Source organism: Ruegeria sp. E5, from assembly GCF_056534105.1.
The window spans coordinates 501,182-526,787 of the sequence record NZ_JBQFPA010000001.1 but is presented as its reverse complement, the minus strand read 5'-3'; the positions used below and the strand labels follow the sequence as shown (position 1 = coordinate 526,787).

Here is a 25,606-nt window from a genome sequence, read left to right as displayed (position 1 = left end):
TGGTATGGGGCACAGCGCGATGTGGTGGATCACGATACACCGATTTAGAGCGTTCTGACTCGCCGCACAATAAAACGCACCGATTAACGGTGCGTTAGGGGAATTTCGCAAGAAATTTTGCTTATTTCTCGGGGATCAGCCCTCTTGGACTGAATCTAAGAACAATCAAAAGAATCAGCCCCATGGTGAACAGGCGCATATGTGCGGCGCTATCGATCAGATGCGTCTTAAGTGCACTGCCGTCAGGCATGCCTGAGGTTATCAGGTTCATCAGCCACAGGCCCATGGGTTCAACCTGAACCCACAGGAACCAGATCAGGAACGCTCCCAGTACGGCACCGAAATTGTTGCCCGACCCGCCGACGATCACCATGACCCAGACAAGGAAGGTAAAGCGAAGCGGGTTGTAAGTGCCCGGCGTCAGCTGCCCGTCCAAAGTGGTCATCATCGCACCGGCGATGCCGCAGATGGCTGAGCCCAGAACAAAGATCTGTAGATGGCGACGGGTGACGTCCTTGCCCATCGCCTCGGCGGCGACCTCGTTGTCGCGGATGGCGCGCATCATGCGGCCCCAAGGGCTTTTCAACGCCATCTGAGCCATCCACAGCAGCACCAGGAGCACGAACAGGAACAGCAAAGAGTAGCCCAGCTTGACGGAAAGCGTCGAGGCAGTAACCGGATCCAGCCCGAACCACTCGGCCCGTGCAAGGAAAGTTGGGTCTTGCTGCAATTCAACTTCGTAGCCAACCACCGGTGAGGGGCGTGGAATGCCGTAGACGTTCTTGACCCCACGTGCCAGCCAGTCCTCGTTTTTCATGACGGCGATGATGATCTCGGCGATGCCAAGTGTGGCGATTGCCAAATAGTCCGAGCGCAGGCCCAGCGCTGTTTTTCCGATCAGCCATGCTGCGCCCGCCGCCAAAAGTCCCCCGGCAGGCCAAGCGAATAGGACAGGAAGGTTCAAACCGCCGATATTACCAGCGACAGCAGGATCAATCGCTTCGATCGCAGCTACGTTGGGATCAAAAATTGCGCGGTAAACAAAAAAACCTACGACCAGAATACCGATGATCGCAAAGGTTTGTGTGCGTCCCTTGGGCATTTTTTGGGCCACCATCACAGCTGCAACCACGGTTGCCGCACCCATCAAAAGCGACAGGATGACGCCATACCCGCCACCAGACCAGGCGCCGGGGGTTGGGGGTGTCGAAACCAGCACAACCGCTAGCCCGCCCAGCGCGACAAAGCCCATGACACCAACGTTGAAGAGGCCAGCAAAGCCCCATTGCAGGTTGACGCCAATCGACATGATGGCCGAGATCAAGCCCATGTTCAGGATCAGGATTGCGGCGTTCCAGCTTTGGGTGAATCCGGTCAACAGGATGAGTGCGCCGACGACCACAAAAAGCAGCGTGTTTTTGACGGGCTCGCTCATATCACTTTTCCTTTGAACAAGCCGGTTGGCTTAAACAGAAGTACGATCAGCAAAATGGCAAAGCTGACAGCGAATTTGTAATCGGTGGACAGGAACTGCACCAAACCTGACGGCTCCAGATTTTCAGGTGCCAGATAAGTCAGCACTTTCTTCCACGCGTAGGTGATCGTCACCTCAGAAAACGCGATGATGAAACCGCCTGCGATGGCTCCCAGAGGGTTTCCGAGGCCACCCACGATAGCCGAGGCAAAGATCGGCAGCAAAAGCTGGAAATAGACAAATGGCTTGAAGCTTTTGTCGAGGCCGTAAAGCACGCCCGCAGTGGTCGCCAGCGCGGCAACGATGATCCATGTGATCATCACCACGCGCTCGGGGTTGATACCGGACAGCAACGCAAGATCCTCATTGTCAGAATAGGCCCGCATTGATTTGCCGGTGCGCGTTTTGTTCAGGAACCAGAACAACAGCGCCACGGCGACAACCGCCACGATCACCGTGATGCCCTGGGAGGTCTTGATAGCCAGCCCTTCACGCAGCCCAGTCATCGCCTTGAAATCTCGCGCCGAGACGATGAAACGCGCTCCGTCCGAGAACCTTTGGTCATCCGGACCGATGATGAACCGCACAAGGCCGTTCATGATGAACATCACACCCATCGAGACGATCACCAGAATGACAGGCTTGGCCTTCTGTTCCCGATAGAAGCGATAGACCAACCGGTCGGTGATCAGCACCAGAACGATACAGCCCAGAATGGCAAAGGGCAGGGCGAGCAGAGCCGTTGGCAACGGCCCGAAACTGACGCCAGCGGCTTGCAGGCCCCAAGTGACCAGCACCGCGATCATCGCGCCAAAGGCCATCGTATCGCCATGGGCAAAGTTAGAAAACCGCAGGATGCCGTAGATCAGCGTCACCCCCAAAGCGCCCAGCGCCAACTGGCTGCCATAGGCGATTGCGGGAACAAGAACGAAGTTGGAGAGCGCCACAAGGGCGTTGAGGAAGTCCATTAGTTCGTTACCTCATTTTCCAAGTTCGTAAGTCTTTTCGACCTGATTTCAGAGTGATCAAACACGAGAGTAGCTGTCACTGGTGTCATCCCCCCAAGAAACTCTTGCGAACTTCTGGATCGGCCAACAGCTCCTTGCCTGTCCCGGTATAGGCATTGCGACCCTGGACCAGTACATATCCCTTGTCCGCAATCTCCAGCGCCTGACGGGCATTCTGTTCGACCATCAGGATCGGTAACCCGGTGCGCGAGACCTCGATGATCCGGTCGAACAGCTCATCCATCACGATTGGTGAGACACCGGCGGTGGGTTCGTCCAGCATCAACACCTTGGGCTGGGTCATTAGCGCACGGCCCACGGCGACCTGTTGACGTTGACCACCTGACAGCTCTCCGGCGGCCTGATTGCGTTTGTCGCGGAGAATGGGGAAGAGGTCATAGACCTGTTCCATCGTCTGGCTGATGTCGTCGCGCCGGATGAAAGCACCCATCTCTAGGTTCTCTTCCACTGTCATCGACGTAAAAATGTTCGAGGTCTGCGGGACAAAGCCCATGCCGCGTACCACGCGGTCTTGCGGGCTAAGATTGGTGATATCTTCGCCATCCAGCCGCACAGACCCTTGGCGTACGTCCAGCATGCCAAACACAGCCTTCATTGCGGTGGATTTGCCCGCGCCGTTGGGGCCGACGATCACCGCGATCTCGCCCTTATCAACGGCGATGGTGCAGTCATGCAGGATGTCCGGCCCTTTGCCATAGCCACCGGTCATGGTGTCGCCAATCAGGAAAGGACCGCCCTCGACCCGTTGCGTTTCACCGCTTTTGCGATGCGCTGGTGTCATGGTGCCGACACCATGCGTATTGGTGATCGAGGCGTCCTTGTTGCCCTTGTCGTCCTGGTAGGGGTTGTCGCTCATGCGCCCGCCTCCAGCTTGTCTTTGTTCTTCAGGCCGGTGCCTAGGTAGGCTTCGATCACGTGTTCATTGGCCTTGATCTCGTCCAGAGTGCCTTCGGCCAGCACCTTTCCCTCGGCCATACAGATGACCGGGTCGCAAATCTTGCCGATGAAATCCATGTCGTGCTCGATAACGACGAAGGTATAGCCGCGTTCCTTGTTCAGGCGCAGGATCGTGTCGGCGATGGTCATCAGCAGGGTGCGGTTCACACCAGCGCCGACCTCGTCCAAAAACACGATCTTGGCATCGACCATCATGGTTCGGCCAAGTTCCAGCAGCTTCTTCTGACCGCCCGAGACCTGACCGGCCTTGTGATCGGCCAGATGTTCGATTGTCAGGAACTCCAGCACCTCATCGGCTTTCGCCCTAAGTGCGCGTTCCTCATCCGCGATACGCTTACGCCCGAACCATGTGTTCCACAGCGATTCCCCGGATTGTGCGCCGGGCACCATCATCAGGTTTTCACGGCAACTCATCGACGAAAACTCATGCGCGATCTGGAAGGTGCGCAGCAGGCCCTTATGAAACAGCTCGTGCGGGGGCAGGCCAGTGATATCCTCACCGTCCATGTGTACCTTACCGCTGGTCGGTGGAAGTACGCCCGCGATCACGTTGAATAGCGTGGTTTTTCCGGCCCCGTTCGGTCCGATCAGACCGGTGATCGAGCCCTTTTGGATTTCCAGCGATGCCCCGTCCACCGCATGAAACCCGCCGAAATGCTTGTGCACGTCATCGACGACGATCATCTTTTCCCCTAGCCGCCGTTTTCGGCGTTTTTACCATCCCCGTTAACCGGAGTGCGGCCTTTTTTCATTGAAACAGCCCGGACACAAGGGCCGGGCTGCTTGTTTTTATGACATTTAACCTTGGATCAACGGAAGTTGACGGTCTTGTTTTCGCCGTCGGTCACCTCGATCTCGCGATAGGAACCTGCGCTTTCACCAGGGCCGATCAGCTCAACGCCCGATGCGCCGACATAATCGATGTCCTGACCGGCAGCCAACAGCTCCAGACCTTTAGCCAGTTCTCCGGGGAAGATTTGCTCACCCGGAGCATTGGCGACATCCATGATTTTCGCGCCGTATTCAGCGGGGTTGGTCGAACCTGCGGCCTGCATCGCCAGCATGAACAGCGCGGCGGCGTCATAGCTTTCCGGCGAGTAGGGCGACGAACCGTCAAAGCCCGCAGCTTCAGCCATGGCAAAGTACTTCTCGGCACCTTCACCGCCCGAGCCAGCGATCTGACCGAACGAGCCGTTCAGGTCGGGGCCAACGTTTGCCGGCAGCGAGTCACCGATCATGCCGCCCGGCAGACCGAACGTGTCAAACGCTCCGCTGTCCAGAGCCGACTGGATGATGCCCAAACCACCTTGGTCCAGATATCCTGCGACCACGAGAATATCGCCACCGGCCGAGGCCAGCGCGCCAACTTCGGCCGAATAGTCGGCCTTGCCGTCTTCGTGCGCGGCAACGATGGTGACTTCGCCGCCCGAAGCCTCGAACGAGGACTGGATCGCGTCCGCCAGACCCTTGCCATAGTCGTTGTTGGTGTAGGTCAGCGCGATCGAGTTGATGCCACGATCGTTCAGGATGTCAGCCATCACCTGACCTTCACGCGCATCCGACGGGGCGGTGCGGAAGAACAGGCCGTTGTCTTCCATGGTCGACAGACCCGGAGACGTGGCCGACGGCGAGATCATGACCATGCCGTTCGGGATCGCGACGTTCTGCAGGATCGCGCCAGTGACGCCCGAGCAGTCGCCGCCGATGATACCGGCGACGCCATCGGCGATCATACGTTCGCCGTTCGATGTGGCCAGACCATTGTCGATACAGCCGGTATCGGCGCGGGTTCCGGTCACGCTTGCGCCGTCCAGCAGTTTGCCGGATTCGGTGACCTCGGCCATCGCCATTTCTGCGCCCGAACCCATGGCCGGGGCCAGCGATTCAATCGGGCCTGTAAAGCCGAACAGCACGCCCAGCTTCACGTCCTCGGCCATAGCGGTACCCGCCAGCAGAGCGGTTGCTGCAGTAGCGGTAAGCAGCTTTTTCATTAGGTTACTCCCTATTTATCGTTTGAACGTCGTCGTTCTGGGCATGACCCTAGGCAAGCTGTCCGAAAAAGAAAAGTCCTAACAAAAAAGTGCTTTTGAATGCAGCAATCCTATCTGTTTTGTTAGGCTAGGTCAGTTCGTTGCGGTACACCACTAGGGATTGGGTCGATATGATCAGGACTTTTGCGATTCTCATTCTGTCGTGCTGGTCGATTGCAGGCTGGTCCGATGTCATCAACACAACCGGCGGGCCGGTTCAGGTTACTCAGGTGGTCAGAGGCCTTGATACACCTTGGGCGATTGGCATTCTTCCGGATGGCAGCTTTGTTGTCACTGAGCGAGATGGCGAGCTTTTGTACGTTGCCGGAGGTGAGGCGAAGCGTATCAAGGGTCTGCCAAAAGTGGTCGCGAACGGGCAGGGCGGTTTGCTAGATGTCACCATCGCGCGTGACTTCAATCAGACCCGCGAGCTTTTTCTGACTTTCTCCAAATCGCAACGAGGCGGTGCAGGCACCGCTGTCGCTGTCGCTCGTTTATCGGAAAGCGGAGAACGTCTGACCAATCTGCGCGTGATATTCGAGGCCTCTCCCGGTGGCTCAGGCGGGCGCCACTTTGGTTCTCGCGTAGTTGAAGCGAATGATGGCACGTTGTTCGTCACTATCGGTGACCGAGGTGATCGCCCGGCTGCGCAGGATCGAACGAACCACATGGGTACGGTCATTCGGATCAACCGTGATGGTTCAGTTCCCAGTGATAACCCGTTTGTGGGCAATCCCGGTGTCCGCCCAGAGATCTGGTCGTTTGGTCACAGAAACCCTCAGGGTGCCAATTTGGATCTGCAGGGTCGGCTTTGGATTTCGGAACACGGGGCAAAAGGCGGGGATGAGGTTAATCTGATCAGACCCGGTGCCAATTATGGCTGGCCAGTGATTTCATATGGCGTTCATTATTCGGGTCAGAAGATCGGTGAAGGCGCGTCGAAGCAAGGAATGGAACAGCCCGAGCATTATTGGGATCCTTCCATCGCGCCCTCTGGCTTGATGGTCTATTCCGGGAAACTTTGGCCGGAATGGAAGTGGAATCTGTTCGTTGGCTCTTTGAAATTCGACTACATTGCACGTTTGGCGGGCGATCCACTGCGTGAGGTTGAGCAGATCGAAGGCCCCGAGACCGAACGTGTTCGCGACATCGCCGAAGCACCAGATGGGGCGATCTGGTTCATTTCCGTCGGGCAAGGCGCGGTTTACCGAATGACGCCCCTCTGACGGTATTAAACGGGGTTAGGGCGTTTGCTTCTATGCCATTCGGTCACGGTGTATCTGTTCCAGGCTTCAGGGCGATCAGGAGATTTGAATGTGTGATTTTGTAATCGAGCTTTGTGAAACAATGCCGCCAAAGCGCGAACTGAATACGATCCTGGCACAATATTATGCGCTTATCGTGCAACGAATGCAGGATATGGGCTTTGAGATTGATCCAGCAGCCCCCGAAAGCGCATTGGCAGAGTTTTGGGCGCATACAGAGGATTACCTACCCCCGAATGGATGTCTTGTGGTGGCGCGAAACGATGCCGGAGACATCATTGGATGTGGGATGCTGAAACGATTTGATCACCAAACCGGTGAACTTAAGCGGGTTTTTGTGACCGAGGAGGCACGGGGGACCGGTGCCGGGCGTGCCTTGATCGAAGCCCGGGAACAGGCCGCGCGTGATATGGGTTTGAAACGCCTCATCGCCGATACGCTTACGCCGAATGTCGAAATGCGCGACCTGTACCCCAAACTTGGTTTTGTTGAACTGGACTCACCAATCGAAACCACGACCTATCTGGATCAACCGATGTTACGGCCGCACCTGCACTACTTTGCGAAAGATTTGTAAGGTTTCCCTGCGGCCGTGAATCAAACTGACAACCGACCGCTCTGTGCACCGCGTTCGCGATAAGGCGTGGTGTTGTAATGCGCCCGGTAGCATTTAGAGAAATGCGACGGGCTGGCAAAGCCGCAAGCCAGCGCCACATTGATGACGCTCATATCGGTCTGCATCAGCAAGTTCCGCGCTTTATGTAGGCGCAACTCCATGTAGTAGCGCTTGGGCGAGCGGCTGAGATAGCGGCGGAACAGACGTTCTAGCTGGCGCGTCGACATGCCTACGTCCTTGGCTAGAATAGAAGGCGAGATTGGCTCTTCTATGTTCTTTTCCATCATCAGGATAACCTGACTGAGCTTGGGGTGGCGCACGCCGATCCGTGTAGGTGTCGACAAACGTTGCGTGTCCTGATCCGTACGTATCGAAGAATAGATCATCTGATCAGCGACCGCGTTGGCCAGATCTTCTCCGTAATCTTCGGCAATCAGCTTGAGCATCAGGTCAATCGAGGATGTGCCGCCTGCAGTTGTCATTCGGTTGCCATCAACCAAAAACACCGACTTGGTCAGCTCTACTGTGTCGAATTCTTCGGCAAAACTGTCTGAGTTTTCCCAATGGATCGTTGCGCGCTTGCCTTCCAGCAAACCGGCTTTGGCCAGCGTATAGGCCGCGGTGCAAAGACCGCCGATTTTCAACCCTTTACGCGCTTCGCGGCGTACCCAATTCAGAATGCGCTTGGTGGTTGCCGCTTGTACATCGACCCCCCCGCAGATCAGGACGACGTCGTCACGCTGTAATTCGGTCAGATCAGAATCAAGATTGAAAGAAGTACCGGCTGAACAAGTCACTGTTTCACCGCCTTCGCCCGTCAAGGTCCAGGTATAAAGCTCTCGGTTGGCCATTCGATTGGCGATCCGCAGACTGTCCAAAGCCGAAGCGAATGACAGAAGGGAAAACTTGTCCAAGAGCACAAATACAAAGTTATGCGGCTTGCCTGTGCTGTGATCCACAGTGACAACTTGGCGTTGCTCTTGCATGGCGAACTGTCCTTGATTCGGCGCGCACCGGGATTTCCACGGTGGCGGATATGCCAGTCACCATGCTCAAAGCTTGATTATGGCGTCAAGAGGCGCAAAAGGGATATGGCCTCTCATTCATGCATTTTGTATAGAGGCCACCTGAAATACTTCAGCGGAGATAAAAGCTATGACTGAATGGCAAAAAACGAACTGGCGCAACAAGCCCCGGGTTCAGATGCCAGACTATACCGACGCGGCCGCGCTGGCCAAAGTCGAGGCGCAGCTTTCGCAGTATCCCCCGCTGGTTTTTGCGGGTGAAGCGCGACGGCTGAAGCAGCATCTGGGAGCCGCGGGCCGTGGCGAAGCGTTCCTGTTGCAAGGCGGGGATTGCGCTGAAAGCTTTGAGCAGTTCAGCGCGGATGCGATCCGTGACACGTTCAAGGTGATGCTGCAGATGGCAATGGTGCTAACCTACGGCGCCAAGGTTCCCGTGGTTAAAGTTGGCCGCATGGCGGGCCAGTTCGCAAAACCGCGCAGTGCGCCGACAGAGGTTGTGGACGGTGTGGAGCTGCCCAGCTACCGCGGTGACATCATCAATGAGCTGGCCTTTACACCCGAGGCACGTATTCCGAATCCCGACAAGATGCTTCAGGCCTATACACAGGCGGCGGCAACACTGAATCTGCTGCGGGCGTTCTCGACCGGTGGTTTTGCGGATATGAGCCACGTGCATTCGTGGACGCTGGGTTTTGCCGACGGGCAAGACGTTCAGAAATACTCTGAGATCGCCGACCGCATTCAGGATTCGATTGACTTCATGGGGGCTGCTGGCATCACCGCCGACACCACCCACGAATTCTCATCGGTGGAGTTTTACACCAGCCACGAGAGCCTGTTGCTTGAGTACGAAGAGGCGTTGACCCGTCTGGATTCGACCTCGGGCAATTGGTTGGCCGGTTCTGGGCACATGATCTGGATCGGCGATCGGACCCGTCAGCCCGACGGTGCGCATGTCGAGTTCTGCCGGGGTGTTCTGAACCCGATTGGTCTGAAATGTGGCCCGACAACCAGTGCCGAAGACCTCAAGGTTCTGATGTCCAAGTTGAATCCAGAAAACGAAGAGGGGCGTCTGACTCTGATCGCGCGCTTTGGTGCAGGTAAAGCGGGTGAGCATCTGCCGCGTCTGGTCAAAGCCGTGAAGGAAGAGGGCGCACAGGTTACTTGGGTCTGCGATCCGATGCATGGCAACACGATCAAATCCGCGACCGGCTACAAGACCCGGCCGTTTGATTCCGTGCTGCGCGAAGTACGCGATTTCTTTGGCGTACATCAGGCTGAAGGCACGATCCCCGGTGGTGTTCATTTCGAGATGACAGGGCTGGATGTCACCGAATGCACCGGAGGTGTGCGCGCGGTGACAGAAGAGGATCTTTCGGATCGCTATCACACAGCTTGCGACCCGCGCCTGAACGCCTCGCAGTCGCTGGAACTTGCATTCCTTGTCGCGGAAGAACTGACCAACCTACGTCGTGACCGCAGCAAGCGCGCTGCAAGCTGACTTCGAATACATCCTGAATTAGTAAGACGGCGGGCCTCATGCCCGCCGTTTTCATTTAGTCGTCACGTGATGATACCAACCTTAGGTGCGGTGCCCCTTTGAACGTGGTCTGGTTTTCAGCGAACCCCTCTGTTTGCTGTTGGACAGGCCTCGGAGGCTGTTGCAGTTCAGAGATCGGGTTGACGCGGCGATCCGAGACGATGAAGCGACGCGGTGTTGCCCCGATGGTTCCATCGCTGACCATGACCCCAAGAATGCGGCTGACGTCGCCTAGATCGCTTTTAAGCGGCAGCAGGATCATGCGGGCCTGAAGGCTGGTTCGTCCGAGCTTGCCTTTCGAAAGCAAGCCCAGTTCAGCAACTGCGGGGCCGGTGAGGACTTGGTCCAGAATGGATTTGACATCATCGCGGGCGCTCGGTTCGAAAAAAGCCGTTAGAGGCATACCGCGAACTTCCATGCCCGCCATATTGTTCAGGTGACTTCCCGCCAGCCGAAACCGGGCCAAACCCGGCGCGATGCGTTCCAGTATGAAAGTGTATTCGAGAATATTCTCCAGGCCGCGCGGATCGATCTGCGAGCGCATCGGAACGCCTTCACCTGTCAGCAAGGCGGTCCAATAGGCTTCGGCCTGACGGATGGCAGAAAGGCTTCGCCCGCTGTCAAATCGGTCCATTGCGATGATCTTTCCAAGTTCTGAGCCGGAACCAGTCCCGAAAAAGGTTTTCATTTCATCACCCTACCGTCAATCACTCGCGATTTTCCTAAAATGCCATCTAATGGGCAAAGCTGCGATCCGCCAGCTTTTCTGACTGTCAGATTGACACGGGTTAATACAATTTTGGAGCAATTCTTTAACGAATGGTTAACCTCTTGGCATTGATTGGGGAATGAGCAAGGTCTTGCCCCTTGCTGGTCAATGGCATTAGGTGCGACCAGTGAATTTGACGGAAAGGGCAGGCATGATCAAATCCATGACCGGTTTCGCCTCGGGCAAGGGGGCGTTTGGTCCCCATAGCTGGACTTGGGAATTGCGCAGCGTCAATGGCAAGGGGCTGGATTTGCGACTGCGGCTCCCCGATTGGTTGACAGGGCTAGAGGCCGCGCTGAGAGGCGATCTGTCGAAGCAGGTCAACCGAGGGAACATCACGCTGTCCCTTCGGATGGGACGGGAAGAATCCGCCGCGGATGTCCGATTGAACACCCCAGCGATGGAAGCTGCGCTGGATGCACTGGCCCAGACCGAAGCGCTTGCAGGCGCGCGGGGCGTATTGTTGGCACCGTCCAAAGCAAGTGATCTTCTTGCGTTGAAAGGGATGTTGGAAGCCGGAGCTGACGCGGATGATCCAGCCCAACTTGTCGAGCACCTGAAATCTGAGTTCGGTGGCTTGCTTGCTTCATTCATTGAGATGCGCGGTTCCGAAGGTGAAGCTCTGTCAGGCATTCTTGCGGGACAACTCGACCAAGTCGCAAAGTTGACGGATCAGGCCGCTGATCTGGCCGAGCGTCGCCGCGAGGAAATGGCGCAAAACATGCGCGAAAATCTGACGCGCGTTCTCGACAATACGCAAGGTGCGGACCCTGATCGTGTTGCACAAGAACTGGCCCTGATCGCGGTCAAGGCCGATATTACCGAAGAAATTGACCGGTTGAAGGCCCATGTCACTGCGGCGCGTTCCCTTTTAACGCAAGACGGCCCGGTTGGGCGTAAGCTGGATTTCCTGATGCAGGAGTTCAATCGTGAGGCCAATACGCTTTGCTCGAAATCGCAGAATGCCGAACTGACGGCGGTTGGGTTGGAGCTGAAAGCGGTCATCGATCAGATGCGCGAGCAAGTGCAGAACGTGGAATAAGGACGGGAACATCACATGGCGGATCGCCGCGGTCTATTAATCATACTGTCCTCGCCTTCGGGCGCAGGTAAATCCACTCTGGCCCGCCGTTTGATGCAATGGGATGTCGGTTTGGAATTCTCGATCTCGGCCACCACCCGTGCTCCGCGCCCGGGTGAGGAGCATGGCCGGGAGTATTACTTCCTATCCGAGGACGAGTTCAAACAGCAGGTGGCGGATGGGCAGATGCTGGAACACGCGCATGTGTTTGGCAACTTCTACGGCTCTCCTGCTGGACCGGTCCGCGAGTCCATTACGCAAGGGCGTGATGTGTTGTTCGATGTCGACTGGCAGGGTGAAGTGCAGATCCGCAATTCGGATCTGGGCAAGCATGCGTTGTCGATTTTCATCCTCCCGCCCTCGATCCGTGAACTACGCCGCAGGCTGGAAGGGCGTGGGCAGGACAGTGAGGATGTAATCGCCAAGCGCATGTTAAAAAGCTGGGATGAGATCAGCCATTGGGGCTACTACGACTATGTCCTGATCAACGATGATTTGGATACCACCGAGGAAAAACTGAAGACCATCGTCAGCGCAGAACGCATGCGTCGCATCCAACAGCCCAGCCTGCAGAACCACATCCGCTCGTTGCAGACCGAGTTCGAGGGCTTGTCGTGACCATCTATGCTTTGGGCGATGACTCGCCGCAAATTCACGAAGACACCTGGGTAGCCCCCGACGCCAACTTGATCGGCAAAGTAGTCCTGGAACAAGGCGCTTCGGTCTGGTTCGGGTGCACCATCCGGGCCGATCACGAAGAAATCCGTGTGGGCGCAGGCAGCAATGTGCAGGAAAACTGCGTGATGCACATCGATGCGGGCTATCCGCTGACCATTGGGAAGAACTGCACAATTGGTCACAAGGTCATGCTGCATGGTTGCACGATCGGAGACAATACGCTGATCGGTATGGGGGCTATCGTTCTAAACGGGGCGAAGATCGGAAAGAACTGTCTGATCGGGGCGGGGGCGCTGATCACCGAAGGCAAAGAGGTTCCCGATAATTCGTTGGTCATGGGCTCGCCGGGCAAAGTTGTGCGGCAGCTTGATGAGGCGGCGGCCCAGAAACTAACGCTGAGTGCGCTGCACTATCAGGACAACATGCGTAAGTTTCGCCAAACATTGCGTCCGGTCTAAACGCGCATGACGGATACCCTGCTTGCCGAATTGGTTTCAGCCATTCCGATGCCCGCCGTGCTGGTTGGTCAGACCGAGCGTATTGTCGCCGCAAATAGCGAGGCGCGGACGCTTTTGGGACACGCAATCGAAGGCAGGCATTTTGCCACAATCCTGCGCCAGCCTCAGGTCATCGATGCCGTCGAACAATGCCTGCGCTCGAAGCAGCCCGGCAAAGCGCGGCATCTGTCCAATGATGGTGCTCAGGATACGACGTTTGAGGTGCAGTGCAGATTCGTCGGCGGGACCGAAGCGGTATTGGCGGTATTTCAGGATATCACGCATTTGGAACAGGCAGGTCAGATGCGGCGCGATTTTGTGGCCAATGTCAGCCATGAATTGCGCACACCGCTAACGGCCTTGATGGGGTTTATCGAAACATTGCGAGGCCCCGCCCGCGACGACACCGCCGCCCGCGACCGCTTTCTTCAGATCATGGCGGATGAGGCCAATCGGATGAACCGGCTTGTGGGGGATTTGCTGTCGCTCAATCGGGTGGAAAGTGAAGAACGGGTCAGACCTAAAGAGCCATTGGAACTGACAGGCCTAATTCAATCGACCTTAAACACTCTGCGACCGCTGGCGGATGATGCCAGTGTTGTTGTTTCGTTGGATGCCCCAAACGAGTCGATCGAGATGGTCGGAGACAGCGATCAGCTTCGTCAGGTGATAACCAATCTCGTTGAAAACGCGATCAAATACGGGGGCAGCGGTGGCAAGGTCGGTGTGGTCGTAACCCTGTCTGAGCGGGATACGGCGATGCGCGGTCCTGCGGTACGGATCAAGATCATTGATCAAGGGCTCGGTATTGATGCCAAACACCTGCCCAGGTTGACCGAAAGGTTCTATCGCGCAGACAGTCACCGCTCGCGCGAGTTGGGCGGAACCGGACTGGGGCTTGCGATCGTGAAGCATATCGTCAATCGCCATCGGGGCAGGTTGCGTGTGGAAAGTGAACCGGGGCAGGGAGCGACGTTTACGGTCATTCTACCACGCTGAGGGCGTGCCAAACGCAGGCTTTACTGGGGTGACGCTTCGTCAAGTTAAGAATTTCTGAGAAATTCATGAGTTGTCATGAAACCGTTACATACCTGTCACAAAAGGCTTACGCAGGCGTCATAGTGCTGCGCTCAGATCATCATGGGGATGATCAGTACCCATCCTTTTCAAGGAGACTGAAATGTCCTTTGTAAAACTGTCGGCTTCTGCGCTGGCTATCGCTGCCGTCTCGGCAACCACTGCTGCTGCGCGTGACAACGTTCAAGTTGCTGGCTCTTCCACCGTTCTGCCTTATGCGTCAATCGTTGCAGAACTGTTCGGTGAAAATACCGACTTCCCCACACCGGTTGTTGAATCAGGCGGCTCGTCCGCCGGTCTGAAACGCTTCTGCGAAGGCGTCGGTGAAAACACGATCGACGTTGCAAACGCATCGCGTGCCATCCGTGAAAAAGAGATTAAAGCATGCGCCGAAAACGGTGTGACCGACATCATGGAAGTCCGCATCGGTTATGACGGCATCGTATTTGCAAGCCAGCAGTCGGGTCCTGCCTTCACGGCGTTTGAGCCTGCGGATATTTACAATGCCATCGGATCGAAAGTGATGAAAGATGGCGCGCTGGTCGACAACAGCTTCAACAGCTGGGCCGAGTTCAACGCTGACCTGCCGGATGTGGAAATCGCAATGTTCATCCCGGGCACCAAACACGGTACCCGCGAAGTGTTCGAAGACAAGGTTCTGCTGGCAGGTTGCGAAGCGACGGGCGCGATGGAAGCCATGGTCGCGGGCGGCCTAAGCGAAGATGACGCCGAAGATGCATGCCTGGACGTGCGCACCGACGGCAAATCGGTCGATATCGACGGTGACTACACCGAAACTCTGGCCCGCATCGACACCAACACCAATGGTATCGGCGTGTTTGGTCTGGCGTTCTACGAGAACAACACCGACAAGCTGAAAGTGGCTACGATGGGTGGTATCGCACCGTCGACCGAGAGCATCGCGTCGGGTGAATACCCCGTCTCGCGCCCGCTGTTTTTCTACGTCAAGAAAGCGCATATCGGCGTGATCCCCGGTCTGAAAGAATACGCCCAGTTCTTCACTCATGAAGAAATTGCTGGTCCCTCGGGCCCGCTGGCCAACTACGGTCTGGTTGCCGATCCTGAACTGGCAAAAACGCAGGACGCGATTGCCAACGAAGTAACCTTGGGTTCGGGCAGCTAATCCCTCACCCCGATTGAATTGACTGGGGGCAGCGTTTTCTGTCGCCCCCAATTTTTCCCTAATCCCGATCAAGACCTATGGGGGCGTCATGCCAATTCTTTGGCTCATTCTGATCGTGCTTGCGATCGCGGCAGTCGGATATGTTTTGGGGCGAATGCGCGCCTTGCAAAGTGCCGGAGGGGATAGCCGCAATCTGCATTCTCTTCCCTCGTTTTATGGCGCGAACGTCGCACTGAAAGTCATAGTTCCCGCCTTAGGTTTGTTGATCGTCTGGCTGCTGGTTCAGCCGCTCTACGTTAACTCTCAGATCTCGGATATGGTTCCCGAAACGGCTATCAAGGAAGGATCGTCGCGCAGTCTTGTTATGGCCGAGGTGCGTCGGACCGCAAATGGTCTGGACAGTGCCGTTGCGCAGGGACATCTCACCGAAACGCTCGCACAGGATGCGCGGGCGGATATTTCCGAGATGACCCAAAAGTTGAAGGACGCGGGTCAAGTCGTAACCTCGGACATCACGCAGACGGTTTTGCATGCAGCTCAAGCCTATCGGGCGATAAATTCAACCGGTTACGCGATCATGTCCGTCGCTGTGATACTGGTCGCCTTGGCCGGTGCTGCGTTCAGTTGGTTCCAGACGCATTCTGAATATCGTGCCCGCAATGTGGTTGAGCAGGGAATTCGTGTGATGCTGCTGGCGGCTGCGTCGATTGCGATCCTGACAACGGTCGGCATCGTCCTTTCGCTGGTTTTCAATACGTGGGAGTTCTTCAAGCTTTACCCGGCATCAGAGTTCTTTTTCGGTACTACCTGGGCGCCCAGTTTCTCGGGCCGTGGCGGGGCATCAGATCTGGGTATCATCCCCTTGCTGTGGGGCACGTTCTATATCTCGTTGGTGGCGTTGTTGGTGGCCGTGCCAATCGGTCTTTTCGCTGCGATTTATCTCAGTGAGTACGCTTCTTCGCGCGTGCGCTCGATCGCCAAACCGATGCTTGAGGTGCTGGCCGGTATCCCGACCATCGTTTACGGCCTTTTCGCCCTGCTGACCGTTGGCCCGCTGTTGCTGAGCGTGTTCGGGGATGACGGATTGGGCTGGATGAAAGCCGGTACGGCGGTGATGACCGCCGGTCTTGTCATGGGCATCATGCTGATCCCGTTCGTTTCGTCGCTTTCCGACGACATCATTAACGCGGTGCCTCAGGCCATGCGTGATGGCTCTTACGGGCTGGGGGCCACACAATCCGAGACCATCCGGCAGGTCGTTTTGCCCGCAGCCTTGCCCGGGATCGTCGGTGCGATCTTGCTGGCAGCTTCGCGCGCAATTGGTGAGACCATGATCGTGGTTCTGGGGGCAGGGGCCGCTGCGCGTCTGGACCTGAACCCGTTCGAGGCCATGACCACCGTAACCGCCAAGATCGTCAGCCAGCTGACAGGCGACGCCGATTTCGCCTCGCCCGAGGCCCTCGTCGCCTTCGCGCTTGGCATGACGCTGTTCATCCTCACGCTGGGGCTGAACGTTTTCGCCCTTTATATCGTGCGCAAGTATCGGGAGCAGTACGAATGACCGACGCCAGCATGCAAAACACCTCGACCTCGCTGACTGCATCCGATGCCCGGACCAAAAAACGCGCGGCTGCCGAAAAGCGTTTTCGCGCCTATGGGATCGTCGCCATCGCGACCGGACTGTTCTTTCTGATTGTGCTGTTTGCCTCAATCCTGTCGCAGGGCATCCCGGCCTTCCAGCGCACAGTTATCAGTTTAGAATTCACGCTGAGTGAAGCGCAGCGCGATGAAGCCGAAGGCACGATGTTCAAGACAAAGGCCTACTCCAATCTGTTCATTGCGGAACTGAATGAACAACTAGCCGAAAGTGGCATCACCGTGGATTTCGATCAGGATGCCATCGAGCGTCTGTTGGGCAAAATCGGCGGTACGATCCGAACCTTCTATGCCGATAATCCTAGCAAGCTGGGTGAGCCGATCATGTTCGATCTGGCGGCTTCAAGCCGTGTGGATGGCTACTTCAAGGGTCGGGTGTCTCGTGACACCCTGCAGGACAGCCGCTTCCTGCAACTCAGCGATCTGGATCTGGTGGACGCGTTGAAAGAGGCAGGGATCATCAAACAGGCATTCAACTGGCCGTTCATCACTGGTGCGGACTCGGGCGTGGATAACCCCGGTGGCGCGGGTATTGGTGCCTCAGTTGTTGGCTCGTTCTTCATGATGCTGGTGGTGCTGTGCCTATCGCTGCCCATTGGGGTCGCCGCCTCGATCTATCTGGAAGAGTTTGCGCCGCAGAACAAATTTACCGACCTGATCGAGGTGAATATCTCGAACCTGGCCGCCGTTCCGTCCATCGTCTTCGGTATCCTGGGGCTGGCAGTGTTCATTCAATTCATGCACCTGCCGCAGTCGGCACCGCTGGTGGGTGGTCTGGTGCTGACGCTGATGACCCTGCCAACGATCATCATCTCGACCCGAGCCTCGCTAAAGGCGGTTCCCCCGTCTATCCGCGACGCGGCGTTGGGGGTAGGGGCCTCGAAGATGCAGGCCGTCTTCCACCACGTGCTGCCGTTGGCCGCGCCCGGTATCCTGACTGGTACCATCATTGGTTTGGCGCAGGCGCTGGGTGAAACTGCTCCGTTGCTGTTGATCGGCATGGTGGGTTTTGTCGCCCGAGGCTATCCCGATGGCTTTTTGGCGGGCTTCACCGAGCCGAACTCGGCCATGCCGGCACAGATCTACACCTGGGCCGCGCGTGCCGATGTGGGTTTTTACGAGAAAGCCTGGGGCGGCATCATCATCCTTTTGATGTTCCTGCTGACCATGAATATCATCGCTATCATCCTGCGCCGCCGCTTTGAACGCCGCTGGTAGGAGGGGTTTAAAATGAACGATATGACACGAGTGGAGAGAACCGTGGACTCCAAAGACATCAAGATCAACGCCAAGCAGGTTCAGGTCTACTACGGTGAGACCCACGCCATTAAGGACGTGAGCGTCGATATCGAAGACAAGACTGTGACGGCTTTCATCGGTCCCTCTGGCTGCGGTAAATCCACCTTCTTGCGCTGTCTGAACCGGATGAACGACACAATCGACATTTGCCGGGTGCAGGGTGATATCCTGCTGGACGGTGAAGACATTTACGACAAGCGCGTCGATCCGGTACAGTTGCGTGCCAAGGTCGGCATGGTTTTTCAAAAACCGAACCCGTTCCCCAAATCGATCTATGACAACGTGGCTTACGGTCCGCGTATCCACGGCCTTGCCAAGAATAAGGCAGAACTGGATGAAATCGTAGAGAAATCTCTGCGTCGTGGTGCGATCTGGGATGAGGTCAAGGACCGTCTGGATGCCCCCGGTACCGGCCTTTCTGGTGGTCAGCAACAGCGTCTTTGCATCGCGCGCGCCGTAGCCACCGAGCCTGAGGTGCTATTGATGGACGAACCCTGTTCGGCGCTCGACCCAATCGCAACCGCGCAGGTCGAGGAACTGATTGACGAACTGCGTTCACGCTATTCAGTGGTGATCGTAACCCATTCGATGCAACAGGCCGCGCGGGTCAGTCAGAAGACAGCGTTTTTCCATCTGGGGAACTTGGTTGAGTTCGGCGAAACCGGGCAGATCTTCACCAACCCCGAAGATCCCCGAACCGAAAGTTACATCACCGGCCGGATTGGCTGAGCACAGGATAACTGCAATGAGCGAACAACATATTGCATCCGCGTTCGACCGCGACCTTGAGGCCATCCAAGCACACATCATGAAGATGGGTGGACTGGTCGAAGCCGCCATTATGGGCGCGGCCCGGTCGCTGGAGACCCGCGACGAAGAACTGGCAAATGAAGTGCGTCAAGGCGACAAGGCCATCGACGCACTGGAAGAACTGATTGACGAAGAGACCGCGCGCCTGATTGCCTTGCGTGCACCGACGGCCAGCGATTTGCGGCTGGTGCTGTCCGTGCTGAAGGTTGCGACCAACCTTGAACGGATTGGAGATTACTCCAAGAACATCGCCAAGCGAACGACCGTTCTGGTGAATGCCGGCGAAATCAACGGCAGTGCCGCCGCTCTGCGCCGAATGGCGCGCGAGGTCGAGCGGATGCTGCGCGACGCGCTGGATGCCTATATCCAGCGTGATGCTGAGCTGGCGCAGGACGTGATCGAGCGGGATCTGGAAGTGGACCAGATGTATAACGGCCTGTTTCGCGAGTTCCTGACCTTCATGGCGGAGGATCCGCGCAACATCTCATCGTGCATGCACCTGCATTTCATCGCAAAAAATATCGAACGCATGGGCGATCACGTCACCGCCATTGCCGAGCAGGTCGTCTATCTCGTCACCGGCGAGAGACCCAGCGAAGCGCGCCCCAAAGCCGACAACACGTCGCAAACGATCTAGGAGATCTCAGTCATGTCCGCTGATCAACCGACGGTACTGGTTGTTGAGGATGAGTTGGCCCAAAGAGAGGTACTGGCCTATAATCTGGACGCCGAAGGGTTCCGGGTAATCCGTGCCGCTAATGGCGACGAAGCTTTGTTGCTGGTCGAAGAAGACCGCCCGGATATCATCGTTCTGGATTGGATGATGCCCAATCTCAGCGGTATCGAGGTCTGCCGCCGCCTGAAAACGCGGCCGGACACCCGATCAATTCCGATCATCATGCTGTCGGCACGCTCAGAAGAGGTTGATAAAGTGCGCGGCCTTGAAACCGGTGCCGATGATTATGTGGTCAAGCCTTACTCGGTTGTCGAATTGATGGCACGTGTACGGACACAATTGCGCAGAGTCCGTCCAGCGACCGTTGGCATCCGGTTGGAGTTTGACGATATCATACTGGACTCTGAGACCCACAAGGTCAGCCGCGACAACAAGCTGTTAAAACTGGGCCCGACCGAGTTCCGGTTGCTGAGCACATTCATGGAAAAGCCCGGCCGGGTCTGGAGCCGCGAGCAGTTGCTTGACCGCGTATGGGGCCGCGATATCTACGTCGACACGCGTACTGTTGATGTTCATATCGGTCGTCTGCGCAAAGCGTTGACTCAACATGGCGGCGAAGATCCGGTGCGAACGGTGCGCGGGGCAGGGTACGCGCTCGGCTAACGTGGCAGTGCTTCTTCGGTCTGGGCCTGAGAAGCAAGCCAGTGTCGAAACTCTCGCAATGATCCGTCATCCGATTTTTCGCGCGGCCAAACCAGATAATATGCCCCCATCGTCTCTATCGCGTCAGGGAAGGCTGCAACCAGCCTACCTGTCGCAAGGTCTTGTTCCACCAGATAGTTTGGCAACAGGGCAACACCCAGGCCGTGCAGCGCGGCTTGGTTGATGGTGTTGAACTGGTCGTGGACGGTGCCGGGCAGGGGATGCGGGTGCGTGACACCCATCTGTTGAAACCAGTCCTGCCAGGCGCGCGGTCTTGTCTGGATATGCAGCAGCGGCAGTTTTAGCAGATCGCGGGGTGACGTCGGAGTGCCTTTGGGTAAAAGCTCGGGCGCGCAGACGGGCAAAACCCGCTCGACACTTAATAGCAAGCGATCAGTTTCAGGCCAATCAGGTTCCCCAAAATGTAAAGCCGCATCAAAGGGTTCCGAAGCAAAACTAAACGGTCGCAATCGCGTGGTCATGTTGATTGTGATATCCGGATGGCGGCGGGCGAAATCCGGCAGACGCGGTACCAGCCAGCGCATTCCGAATGTCGGCAGAATCGCCAGATTCAATGTCCCACCGACAGGGGAAATGTGCAGTTTCAGCGCCGCCTGCGCGATCTGAGACAAGGCTGGCCGAATTTCTTGTACATAGTCTTGTCCAGCCTTTGTCAGTGACAATCGCTTGCTATCACGGCTGACCAATTCTGCGTCCAAATGCGCTTCAAGCGTCTGCAGTTGCCGACTGACCGCGCTCTGCGTCAGTGCCATTTCATCCGCGACTGACGAGGCTGATCCAAGGCGATCCAAAGCTTCAAGCGCGCGCAGCGCGGATATAGGCGGCAGGATAGGGCGCTTGGTGTCCATCTATGCGTTTTGATCATGAAACAATGCAAATGTCTCGCTGTTTTTTGAATATTTCTCAGATTATAGTTGCGCAAATCTATTCAAGTCGGAGAAGCAAAATGAACGCTCCAGATACAAAGCCTGTCCTGCGCGCAAAAGATGCGCCTGACCTTGGACGTTTCAACTGGGACGACCCGTTTCGCTTGTCGGACCAGTTGGAAGAGGATGAACGCCTGATTGCCGACAGCGCGCGCGCTTACGCCCAGGAGAAATTGCAGCCGCGTGTCACCAAGGCTTTTGCAAACGAAGAAACCGATCCCGAGATCTTTCGTGAAATGGGTGAAATGGGGCTGTTGGGCACGACAATCCCCGAAGAATATGGCGGGATCGGTGCGAGCTACGTATCTTATGGACTGGTGGCGCGGGAAGTTGAACGGGTGGATTCCGGCTATCGCTCGATGATGTCGGTGCAAAGCTCGTTGGTGATGTACCCGATTTTCGCCTATGGCAGCGAAGAACAGCGTCGCAAATATCTGCCGAAACTGGCAAGTGGCGAATGGATTGGGTGTTTTGGCCTGACAGAGCCGGATGCGGGTTCGGATCCGGCGGCGATGAAGACCCGCGCCGAGAAAATTGATGGCGGGTATCGTCTGACCGGCAGCAAGATGTGGATTTCAAACGCACCGATCGCAGATGTCTATGTGGTCTGGGCCAAGTCTGATGCACATGACGGCAAGATTCGTGGGTTCGTGCTGGATAAAGGCACCAAGGGCCTGAGCGCACCGAAGATCGAGAACAAGCTGAGCCTGCGTACTTCGATCACAGGTGAAATTGTCATGGATGGCGTTGAGGTAGACGAGGGCGCTTTGCTTCCACATGTTCAGGGTCTCAAGGGGCCGTTCGGCTGCCTGAACCGCGCACGCTATGGTATCAGCTGGGGTGCGATGGGGGCCGCGGAATGCTGCTGGCACGCAGCGCGTCAATACGGCTTGGATCGTAAACAGTTCAATCGACCACTTGCGCAGACCCAGTTGTTTCAACGCAAACTGGCAGAGATGCAGACCGAAATCTCTTTGGGACTGCAAGCAAGCTTGCGCGTCGGCCGTCTGATGGATCAGGCTGAAGCTGCGCCCGAGATGATCTCGATCATCAAACGTAACAATTGCGGCAAGGCATTGGACATTGCGCGGATGTCGCGTGACATGCACGGCGGCAACGGTATCTCACTTGAGTTCCAGGTGGTGCGTCACATGATCAATCTTGAGACAGTCAACACCTATGAGGGCACGCACGACGTTCATGCATTGATCCTGGGGCGGGCGCAAACCGGACTACAGGCATTTTACTGAGGCTGCATCTGTTACTCGCATAATCGGTATTATGTAAAATACGTAGCAAGCGAGCCACGACTATAGAACACACATTGGTCGTGGCTTGCCAATATGTTACGCTGTGTTTGAGAAGTAAGACACGAGCTATGCAATGGTTCTGATTGGGAAGACCGTCGTCATCACTGGCGCTGCAAATGGCATAGGTAAAGGTCTTGCCAAGCGGTTCTCAGAAGAAGGTGCGCATGTAGTCTGCGCCGATATCGACCTTGCCGGCGCGCAGGCCGTGGCGGCGCAAATTGGCGGTGATGCACTCAGCTGTGATGTGTCCAAGGAAAGTGATATTCGAAATCTGATTGAGACTGTCGAGGATAAGATCGCTCCGATTGATTTATTCTGTGCCAATGCGGGAATACTCACCCTAGGTGGATTTGAAGTGCCGGATGCTGAATGGGACCGCATCTGGCAGATCAACGTGATGTCCCATGTCTGGACCGCGCGGCACCTGATCCCAAGGATGGTTGCGCGTGGTGGTGGTTATTTGATGATCACTGCTTCAGCGGCTGGATTGCTCAATCAACCCGGCGCAGCCCCTTATGGCGTAACCAAACATGCGGCTGTGGGTTTTGCTGAATGGATCGCGATGACCTATGGCGATAAAGGTCTCAGGGTTTCGGTTCTGTGTCCGCAGGCCGTTCGGTCCGAGATGATACGTGGACATGAGGATTCGGTCGCCGCGATTGACGGAATATTTGAACCTGATGAGGTCGCCCAAGCCTGTGTCGAGGCGCTGGCGGATGAACGTTTCTTGATTCTTCCGCATCCACAAGTGCTTGACTATATGCGTTTAAAAACAGAAGACTACGACCGATGGTTAGGTGGAATGATGAAGCTTAATCAAAGGTTTGCTGGCAGTTCTTAGCGCGGTTTCCGTCTTCTGAGCAGGCCTTCTTGCGCGACGGATGCAACTAATTCGCCATTCTGCGAGAAGATCGAACCCCGATTGAAGCTGCGCCCCTGCCCTGTCCACGGCGATTCCATCGAATACAGATGCCAGTTTTGAAACTGCACGGGCGCATGAAACCAGATTGCATGGTCCAGACTGGCCCCATCAATTTCACCAGTGAACCAGCTCAGCCCATGGGGCCGCATTCCGGAACTGAGCAAGCTCATATCCGAGGCATAGGCCAATAGAAGATGTTGTGTGACGGTGTCCGCGTGGTTCGCTGCGCCCATGCGAAACCAGACGTGATTCTTGTCATCTGCCTTTGCGGGTGCAAACAGGTCCAGCGGATCGATTTCGCGCACTTCGATCGGGCGCTCGCGCAGCAATTCAGCTTTCAGCTTTTCGGGAACGCGATCCAGGTATTTTTCGCGCAATTCGTCACGCGATGGATGGTGCTCGGGCGCTTGAACGTCCGGAATCGAATGCTGATGTTCCCATCCGTCATCCTGCTTGTGAAACGAGGCCGACATGTTCAAAATTTGCTTGCCATGCTGGATCGCAACCACGCGGCGGGTTGTGAAAGAACCACCATCGCGCGCGCGATCCACTTGATATATAACCGGAATTGACGGATCTCCGGGCCTTATGAAATAGGCGTGCAAGGAATGGCATAGACGATCCTCGACCGTCCTGTACGCTGCCGCAAGCGCTTGCGCGATCACCTGCCCGCCAAAGATACGCGTTGGTGTCTCGCCACCAGAACCGGTTCCGCGAAACAAATCGACCTCAAGCGGTTCGATATTCAGCAGATCAAGCAATATGCGTTCGGCTTCGGTCATTCGGGGCTCTCCGGCGTCTTGGCCTTTTCCGGTATCACTCAAACACCGATCATTCAACGAGCGCCGCGTGAACAAGCGCCTTTAACTCGGCTCGGGATGGATAAGAGCTGGATGGCGAGAGCTGTGTAAAAAACACAGTCGACAGCGCGTTGACCGGATCGATCCAGAAGTAGGTCGAGGCCATCCCGCCCCAGCCATAGTCGCCAACCGAGCTTGGGGCTCGGGTGCGCGCCGGGTTCAGTACCACCGCGCCTCCGATGCCAAAGCCTGTGCCTTCCATGGGTTGCTCGGCAAAGCTTTGTGGACCCATGGATGCAATATCGTCCGGTAAATGGTTGCGAAACATGAATTCTACAGTCTTCGGCCCAAGCAATCGCGCGCCATTTGCGGTTCCTTTGTTTCGCAACATCTCGGCGAACTTGCTGTAATCGTCGATGGTACTGATCAATCCGCCACCGCCAGAAAAGGTCGTTGCCGCCTCAAACGGGGACTCTCCGGCCCGATCCACCAACCGCAGTGTTTCGCCACCCGATTTTGCGGCATTCAGCGCCATGGCATCGCCTTCGAGCGGGGTGTAGAGCGAGGCAAATCGGTCCCCTGCCCCTTCAGGCACTGAAAACGCGGTTTCACTCATCCCAAGTGGTCGAAAGATGTGTTCGGTCAGAAACACGTCCAGCGGTTTGCCTGATACGACTTCAATCACGCGGCCAATCACGTCGATCCCTACCGAATATTCCCAGCGGCTGCCCGGCTGAAACGCCAGCGGTAACTCTGCCAGCACTTTGACCCGATCTGCCAGAAGACCCTGTTGCGGAGAAAAGATTAGATCAAACGCATCCATAGCCTCGGGTAACACACCGGGATTGAACGGGTAGCTCAGCCCGCTGGTGTGCGTCAGCAATTGATGCAAGCTGGGTGTCGGCGCGTCCTCGGTCTGGTTCAACTGCGTTGCACCCGGGACCAAGGCTTGCATCGTTGCAAACTCTGGCAGGAAATCGGAAACCGGGGCATCTAGATGAAACAACCCTTGTTCCACCAACATCATCAAAGCAACGGACGTCACAGGCTTAGTCATCGAATAGATCCGAACCAGGCTATCGCGCTGGAACGCGAGGTCGGTTTCAATGCAGCGGCGGCCACATGCGTGAAAGAATGCCTCTTGCCCGTTCTGGTGGATCAGAAGGGCGCTGCCTGCGTATTTCCTCTGCTCCACATATCGGTGCATCCAATTGTGGATGTCGGTCTGCGCGGTCGGATCAAATCCCATGAGGCAACTCCATCTTGATCAGGCCGATCTTGCCTTCGTGAGATCCGAGGCAAC

The 25,606-nt window shown here is 56.4% G+C and carries 25 protein-coding genes; 15 read left to right on the top strand and 10 right to left on the bottom strand.

What is annotated here, in order from left to right:
- Window positions 1-121: 121 nt before the first annotated feature.
- From ACR0BI_RS02700 to ACR0BI_RS02680, 5 genes are all read right to left on the bottom strand, one after another.
- The gene (locus ACR0BI_RS02700; RefSeq protein WP_223118035.1) at window positions 122-1,435 is read right to left on the bottom strand and encodes a branched-chain amino acid ABC transporter permease; all 1,314 of its coding nucleotides are present in this window, start codon (window positions 1,433-1,435) and stop codon (window positions 122-124) included.
- Entirely contained in the window at window positions 1,432-2,442 is a 1,011-nt protein-coding gene (locus ACR0BI_RS02695) for a branched-chain amino acid ABC transporter permease (protein WP_170393049.1), read from the bottom strand. Before ACR0BI_RS02695 ends, ACR0BI_RS02700 begins: the two co-directional genes overlap by 4 nt.
- Before the next feature lie 85 nt (window positions 2,443-2,527).
- The gene (locus ACR0BI_RS02690; protein WP_170421675.1) at window positions 2,528-3,358 is read right to left on the bottom strand and encodes an ABC transporter ATP-binding protein; all 831 of its coding nucleotides are present in this window, start codon (window positions 3,356-3,358) and stop codon (window positions 2,528-2,530) included.
- Window positions 3,355-4,143, bottom strand: a complete 789-nt coding sequence (locus ACR0BI_RS02685; RefSeq protein ID WP_170393051.1) for an ABC transporter ATP-binding protein — start codon at window positions 4,141-4,143, stop codon at window positions 3,355-3,357. Before ACR0BI_RS02685 ends, ACR0BI_RS02690 begins: the two co-directional genes overlap by 4 nt.
- Before the next feature lie 125 nt (window positions 4,144-4,268).
- A complete protein-coding gene (locus ACR0BI_RS02680; RefSeq protein ID WP_480561492.1) occupies window positions 4,269-5,450 on the bottom strand; it encodes an ABC transporter substrate-binding protein in 1,182 nt (393 codons plus the stop codon).
- Between the two features lie 170 nt (window positions 5,451-5,620).
- Here ACR0BI_RS02680 and ACR0BI_RS02675 point away from each other — a divergent pair, with 170 nt between their 5' ends.
- Window positions 5,621-6,715 carry a PQQ-dependent sugar dehydrogenase gene (locus ACR0BI_RS02675; protein WP_170662584.1) on the top strand — a complete coding sequence of 365 codons (1,095 nt, stop codon included), beginning with the start codon at window positions 5,621-5,623 and terminating at the stop codon, window positions 6,713-6,715.
- 88 nt (window positions 6,716-6,803) lie between these two features.
- Window positions 6,804-7,331: a GNAT family N-acetyltransferase gene (locus ACR0BI_RS02670; RefSeq protein ID WP_170393054.1), complete on the top strand. Its 528-nt coding sequence runs from the start codon at window positions 6,804-6,806 to the stop codon at window positions 7,329-7,331.
- Window positions 7,332-7,351: 20 nt separating this feature from the next.
- Here the strand turns inward: ACR0BI_RS02670 and ACR0BI_RS02665 are convergent, their stop codons facing one another.
- Window positions 7,352-8,356 (bottom strand): GlxA family transcriptional regulator, encoded by a 1,005-nt coding sequence (locus ACR0BI_RS02665; protein WP_170393055.1) that lies wholly within the window; start codon window positions 8,354-8,356, stop codon window positions 7,352-7,354.
- Between the two features lie 169 nt (window positions 8,357-8,525).
- Here ACR0BI_RS02665 and ACR0BI_RS02660 point away from each other — a divergent pair, with 169 nt between their 5' ends.
- Window positions 8,526-9,896, top strand: a complete 1,371-nt coding sequence (locus ACR0BI_RS02660; protein ID WP_170393056.1) for a class II 3-deoxy-7-phosphoheptulonate synthase — start codon at window positions 8,526-8,528, stop codon at window positions 9,894-9,896.
- A 55-nt stretch (window positions 9,897-9,951) separates the two neighbouring features.
- Here the strand turns inward: ACR0BI_RS02660 and ACR0BI_RS02655 are convergent, their stop codons facing one another.
- On the bottom strand, window positions 9,952-10,623 hold the full coding sequence (locus ACR0BI_RS02655; RefSeq protein WP_480561494.1) for a PAS domain-containing protein: 672 nt from the start codon (window positions 10,621-10,623) through the stop codon (window positions 9,952-9,954).
- Window positions 10,624-10,855: 232 nt separating this feature from the next.
- On the opposite strand from ACR0BI_RS02655, the gene ACR0BI_RS02650 reads away from it, so the two are divergent.
- The 10 genes from ACR0BI_RS02650 (at window position 10,856) to phoB (ending at window position 20,285) form a co-directional block, all read left to right on the top strand.
- The gene (locus tag ACR0BI_RS02650) at window positions 10,856-11,746 is read left to right on the top strand and encodes a YicC/YloC family endoribonuclease (RefSeq protein WP_170393692.1); all 891 of its coding nucleotides are present in this window, start codon (window positions 10,856-10,858) and stop codon (window positions 11,744-11,746) included.
- Between the two features lie 15 nt (window positions 11,747-11,761).
- Window positions 11,762-12,403, top strand: a complete 642-nt coding sequence (gene gmk / locus ACR0BI_RS02645) for a guanylate kinase (RefSeq protein ID WP_170393058.1) — start codon at window positions 11,762-11,764, stop codon at window positions 12,401-12,403.
- Complete coding sequence (locus ACR0BI_RS02640; RefSeq protein ID WP_170405803.1) at window positions 12,400-12,921, top strand: gamma carbonic anhydrase family protein; 522 nt, start codon at window positions 12,400-12,402, stop codon at window positions 12,919-12,921. The genes gmk and ACR0BI_RS02640 overlap by 4 nt, the downstream gene beginning before the upstream one ends.
- A gap of 6 nt (window positions 12,922-12,927) precedes the next feature.
- Complete coding sequence (locus ACR0BI_RS02635; protein ID WP_480561495.1) at window positions 12,928-13,959, top strand: ATP-binding protein; 1,032 nt, start codon at window positions 12,928-12,930, stop codon at window positions 13,957-13,959.
- A gap of 181 nt (window positions 13,960-14,140) precedes the next feature.
- Window positions 14,141-15,181 (top strand): substrate-binding domain-containing protein, encoded by a 1,041-nt coding sequence (locus tag ACR0BI_RS02630; RefSeq protein WP_170393061.1) that lies wholly within the window; start codon window positions 14,141-14,143, stop codon window positions 15,179-15,181.
- An 88-nt stretch (window positions 15,182-15,269) separates the two neighbouring features.
- Window positions 15,270-16,742: a phosphate ABC transporter permease subunit PstC gene (gene pstC, locus ACR0BI_RS02625; RefSeq protein WP_480561496.1), complete on the top strand. Its 1,473-nt coding sequence runs from the start codon at window positions 15,270-15,272 to the stop codon at window positions 16,740-16,742.
- Window positions 16,739-18,055: a phosphate ABC transporter permease PstA gene (pstA, locus tag ACR0BI_RS02620; RefSeq protein ID WP_170393063.1), complete on the top strand. Its 1,317-nt coding sequence runs from the start codon at window positions 16,739-16,741 to the stop codon at window positions 18,053-18,055. Before pstC ends, pstA begins: the two co-directional genes overlap by 4 nt.
- A 12-nt stretch (window positions 18,056-18,067) precedes the next feature.
- Window positions 18,068-18,865 (top strand): phosphate ABC transporter ATP-binding protein PstB, encoded by a 798-nt coding sequence (gene pstB / locus ACR0BI_RS02615; RefSeq protein WP_170393064.1) that lies wholly within the window; start codon window positions 18,068-18,070, stop codon window positions 18,863-18,865.
- 16 nt (window positions 18,866-18,881) lie between these two features.
- Complete coding sequence (phoU, locus tag ACR0BI_RS02610; protein ID WP_170393065.1) at window positions 18,882-19,583, top strand: phosphate signaling complex protein PhoU; 702 nt, start codon at window positions 18,882-18,884, stop codon at window positions 19,581-19,583.
- A 12-nt stretch (window positions 19,584-19,595) separates the two neighbouring features.
- Window positions 19,596-20,285, top strand: coding sequence for a phosphate regulon transcriptional regulator PhoB (gene phoB / locus ACR0BI_RS02605; RefSeq protein WP_170393066.1), 690 nt, complete (start codon window positions 19,596-19,598; stop codon window positions 20,283-20,285).
- Here the strand turns inward: phoB and ACR0BI_RS02600 are convergent.
- On the bottom strand, window positions 20,282-21,193 hold the full coding sequence (locus ACR0BI_RS02600; RefSeq protein ID WP_480561497.1) for a LysR substrate-binding domain-containing protein: 912 nt from the start codon (window positions 21,191-21,193) through the stop codon (window positions 20,282-20,284). The two genes, phoB and ACR0BI_RS02600, sit on opposite strands and share 4 nt — an antisense overlap.
- A gap of 98 nt (window positions 21,194-21,291) precedes the next feature.
- Between ACR0BI_RS02600 and ACR0BI_RS02595 the strand changes: the two genes are divergently transcribed.
- Window positions 21,292-22,521 carry an acyl-CoA dehydrogenase gene (locus ACR0BI_RS02595; RefSeq protein WP_170393068.1) on the top strand — a complete coding sequence of 410 codons (1,230 nt, stop codon included), beginning with the start codon at window positions 21,292-21,294 and terminating at the stop codon, window positions 22,519-22,521.
- A 133-nt stretch (window positions 22,522-22,654) separates the two neighbouring features.
- A complete protein-coding gene (locus ACR0BI_RS02590; RefSeq protein WP_480561499.1) occupies window positions 22,655-23,422 on the top strand; it encodes an SDR family oxidoreductase in 768 nt (255 codons plus the stop codon).
- Here ACR0BI_RS02590 and ACR0BI_RS02585 read toward each other — a convergent pair.
- Both ACR0BI_RS02585 and ACR0BI_RS02580 read right to left on the bottom strand, forming a co-directional pair.
- A complete protein-coding gene (locus ACR0BI_RS02585) occupies window positions 23,419-24,285 on the bottom strand; it encodes an acyl-CoA thioesterase (RefSeq protein WP_170662568.1) in 867 nt (288 codons plus the stop codon). The two genes, ACR0BI_RS02590 and ACR0BI_RS02585, sit on opposite strands and share 4 nt — an antisense overlap.
- Before the next feature lie 49 nt (window positions 24,286-24,334).
- A complete protein-coding gene (locus ACR0BI_RS02580) occupies window positions 24,335-25,552 on the bottom strand; it encodes a serine hydrolase domain-containing protein (RefSeq protein WP_170393071.1) in 1,218 nt (405 codons plus the stop codon).
- Window positions 25,553-25,606 lie beyond the last annotated feature (54 nt).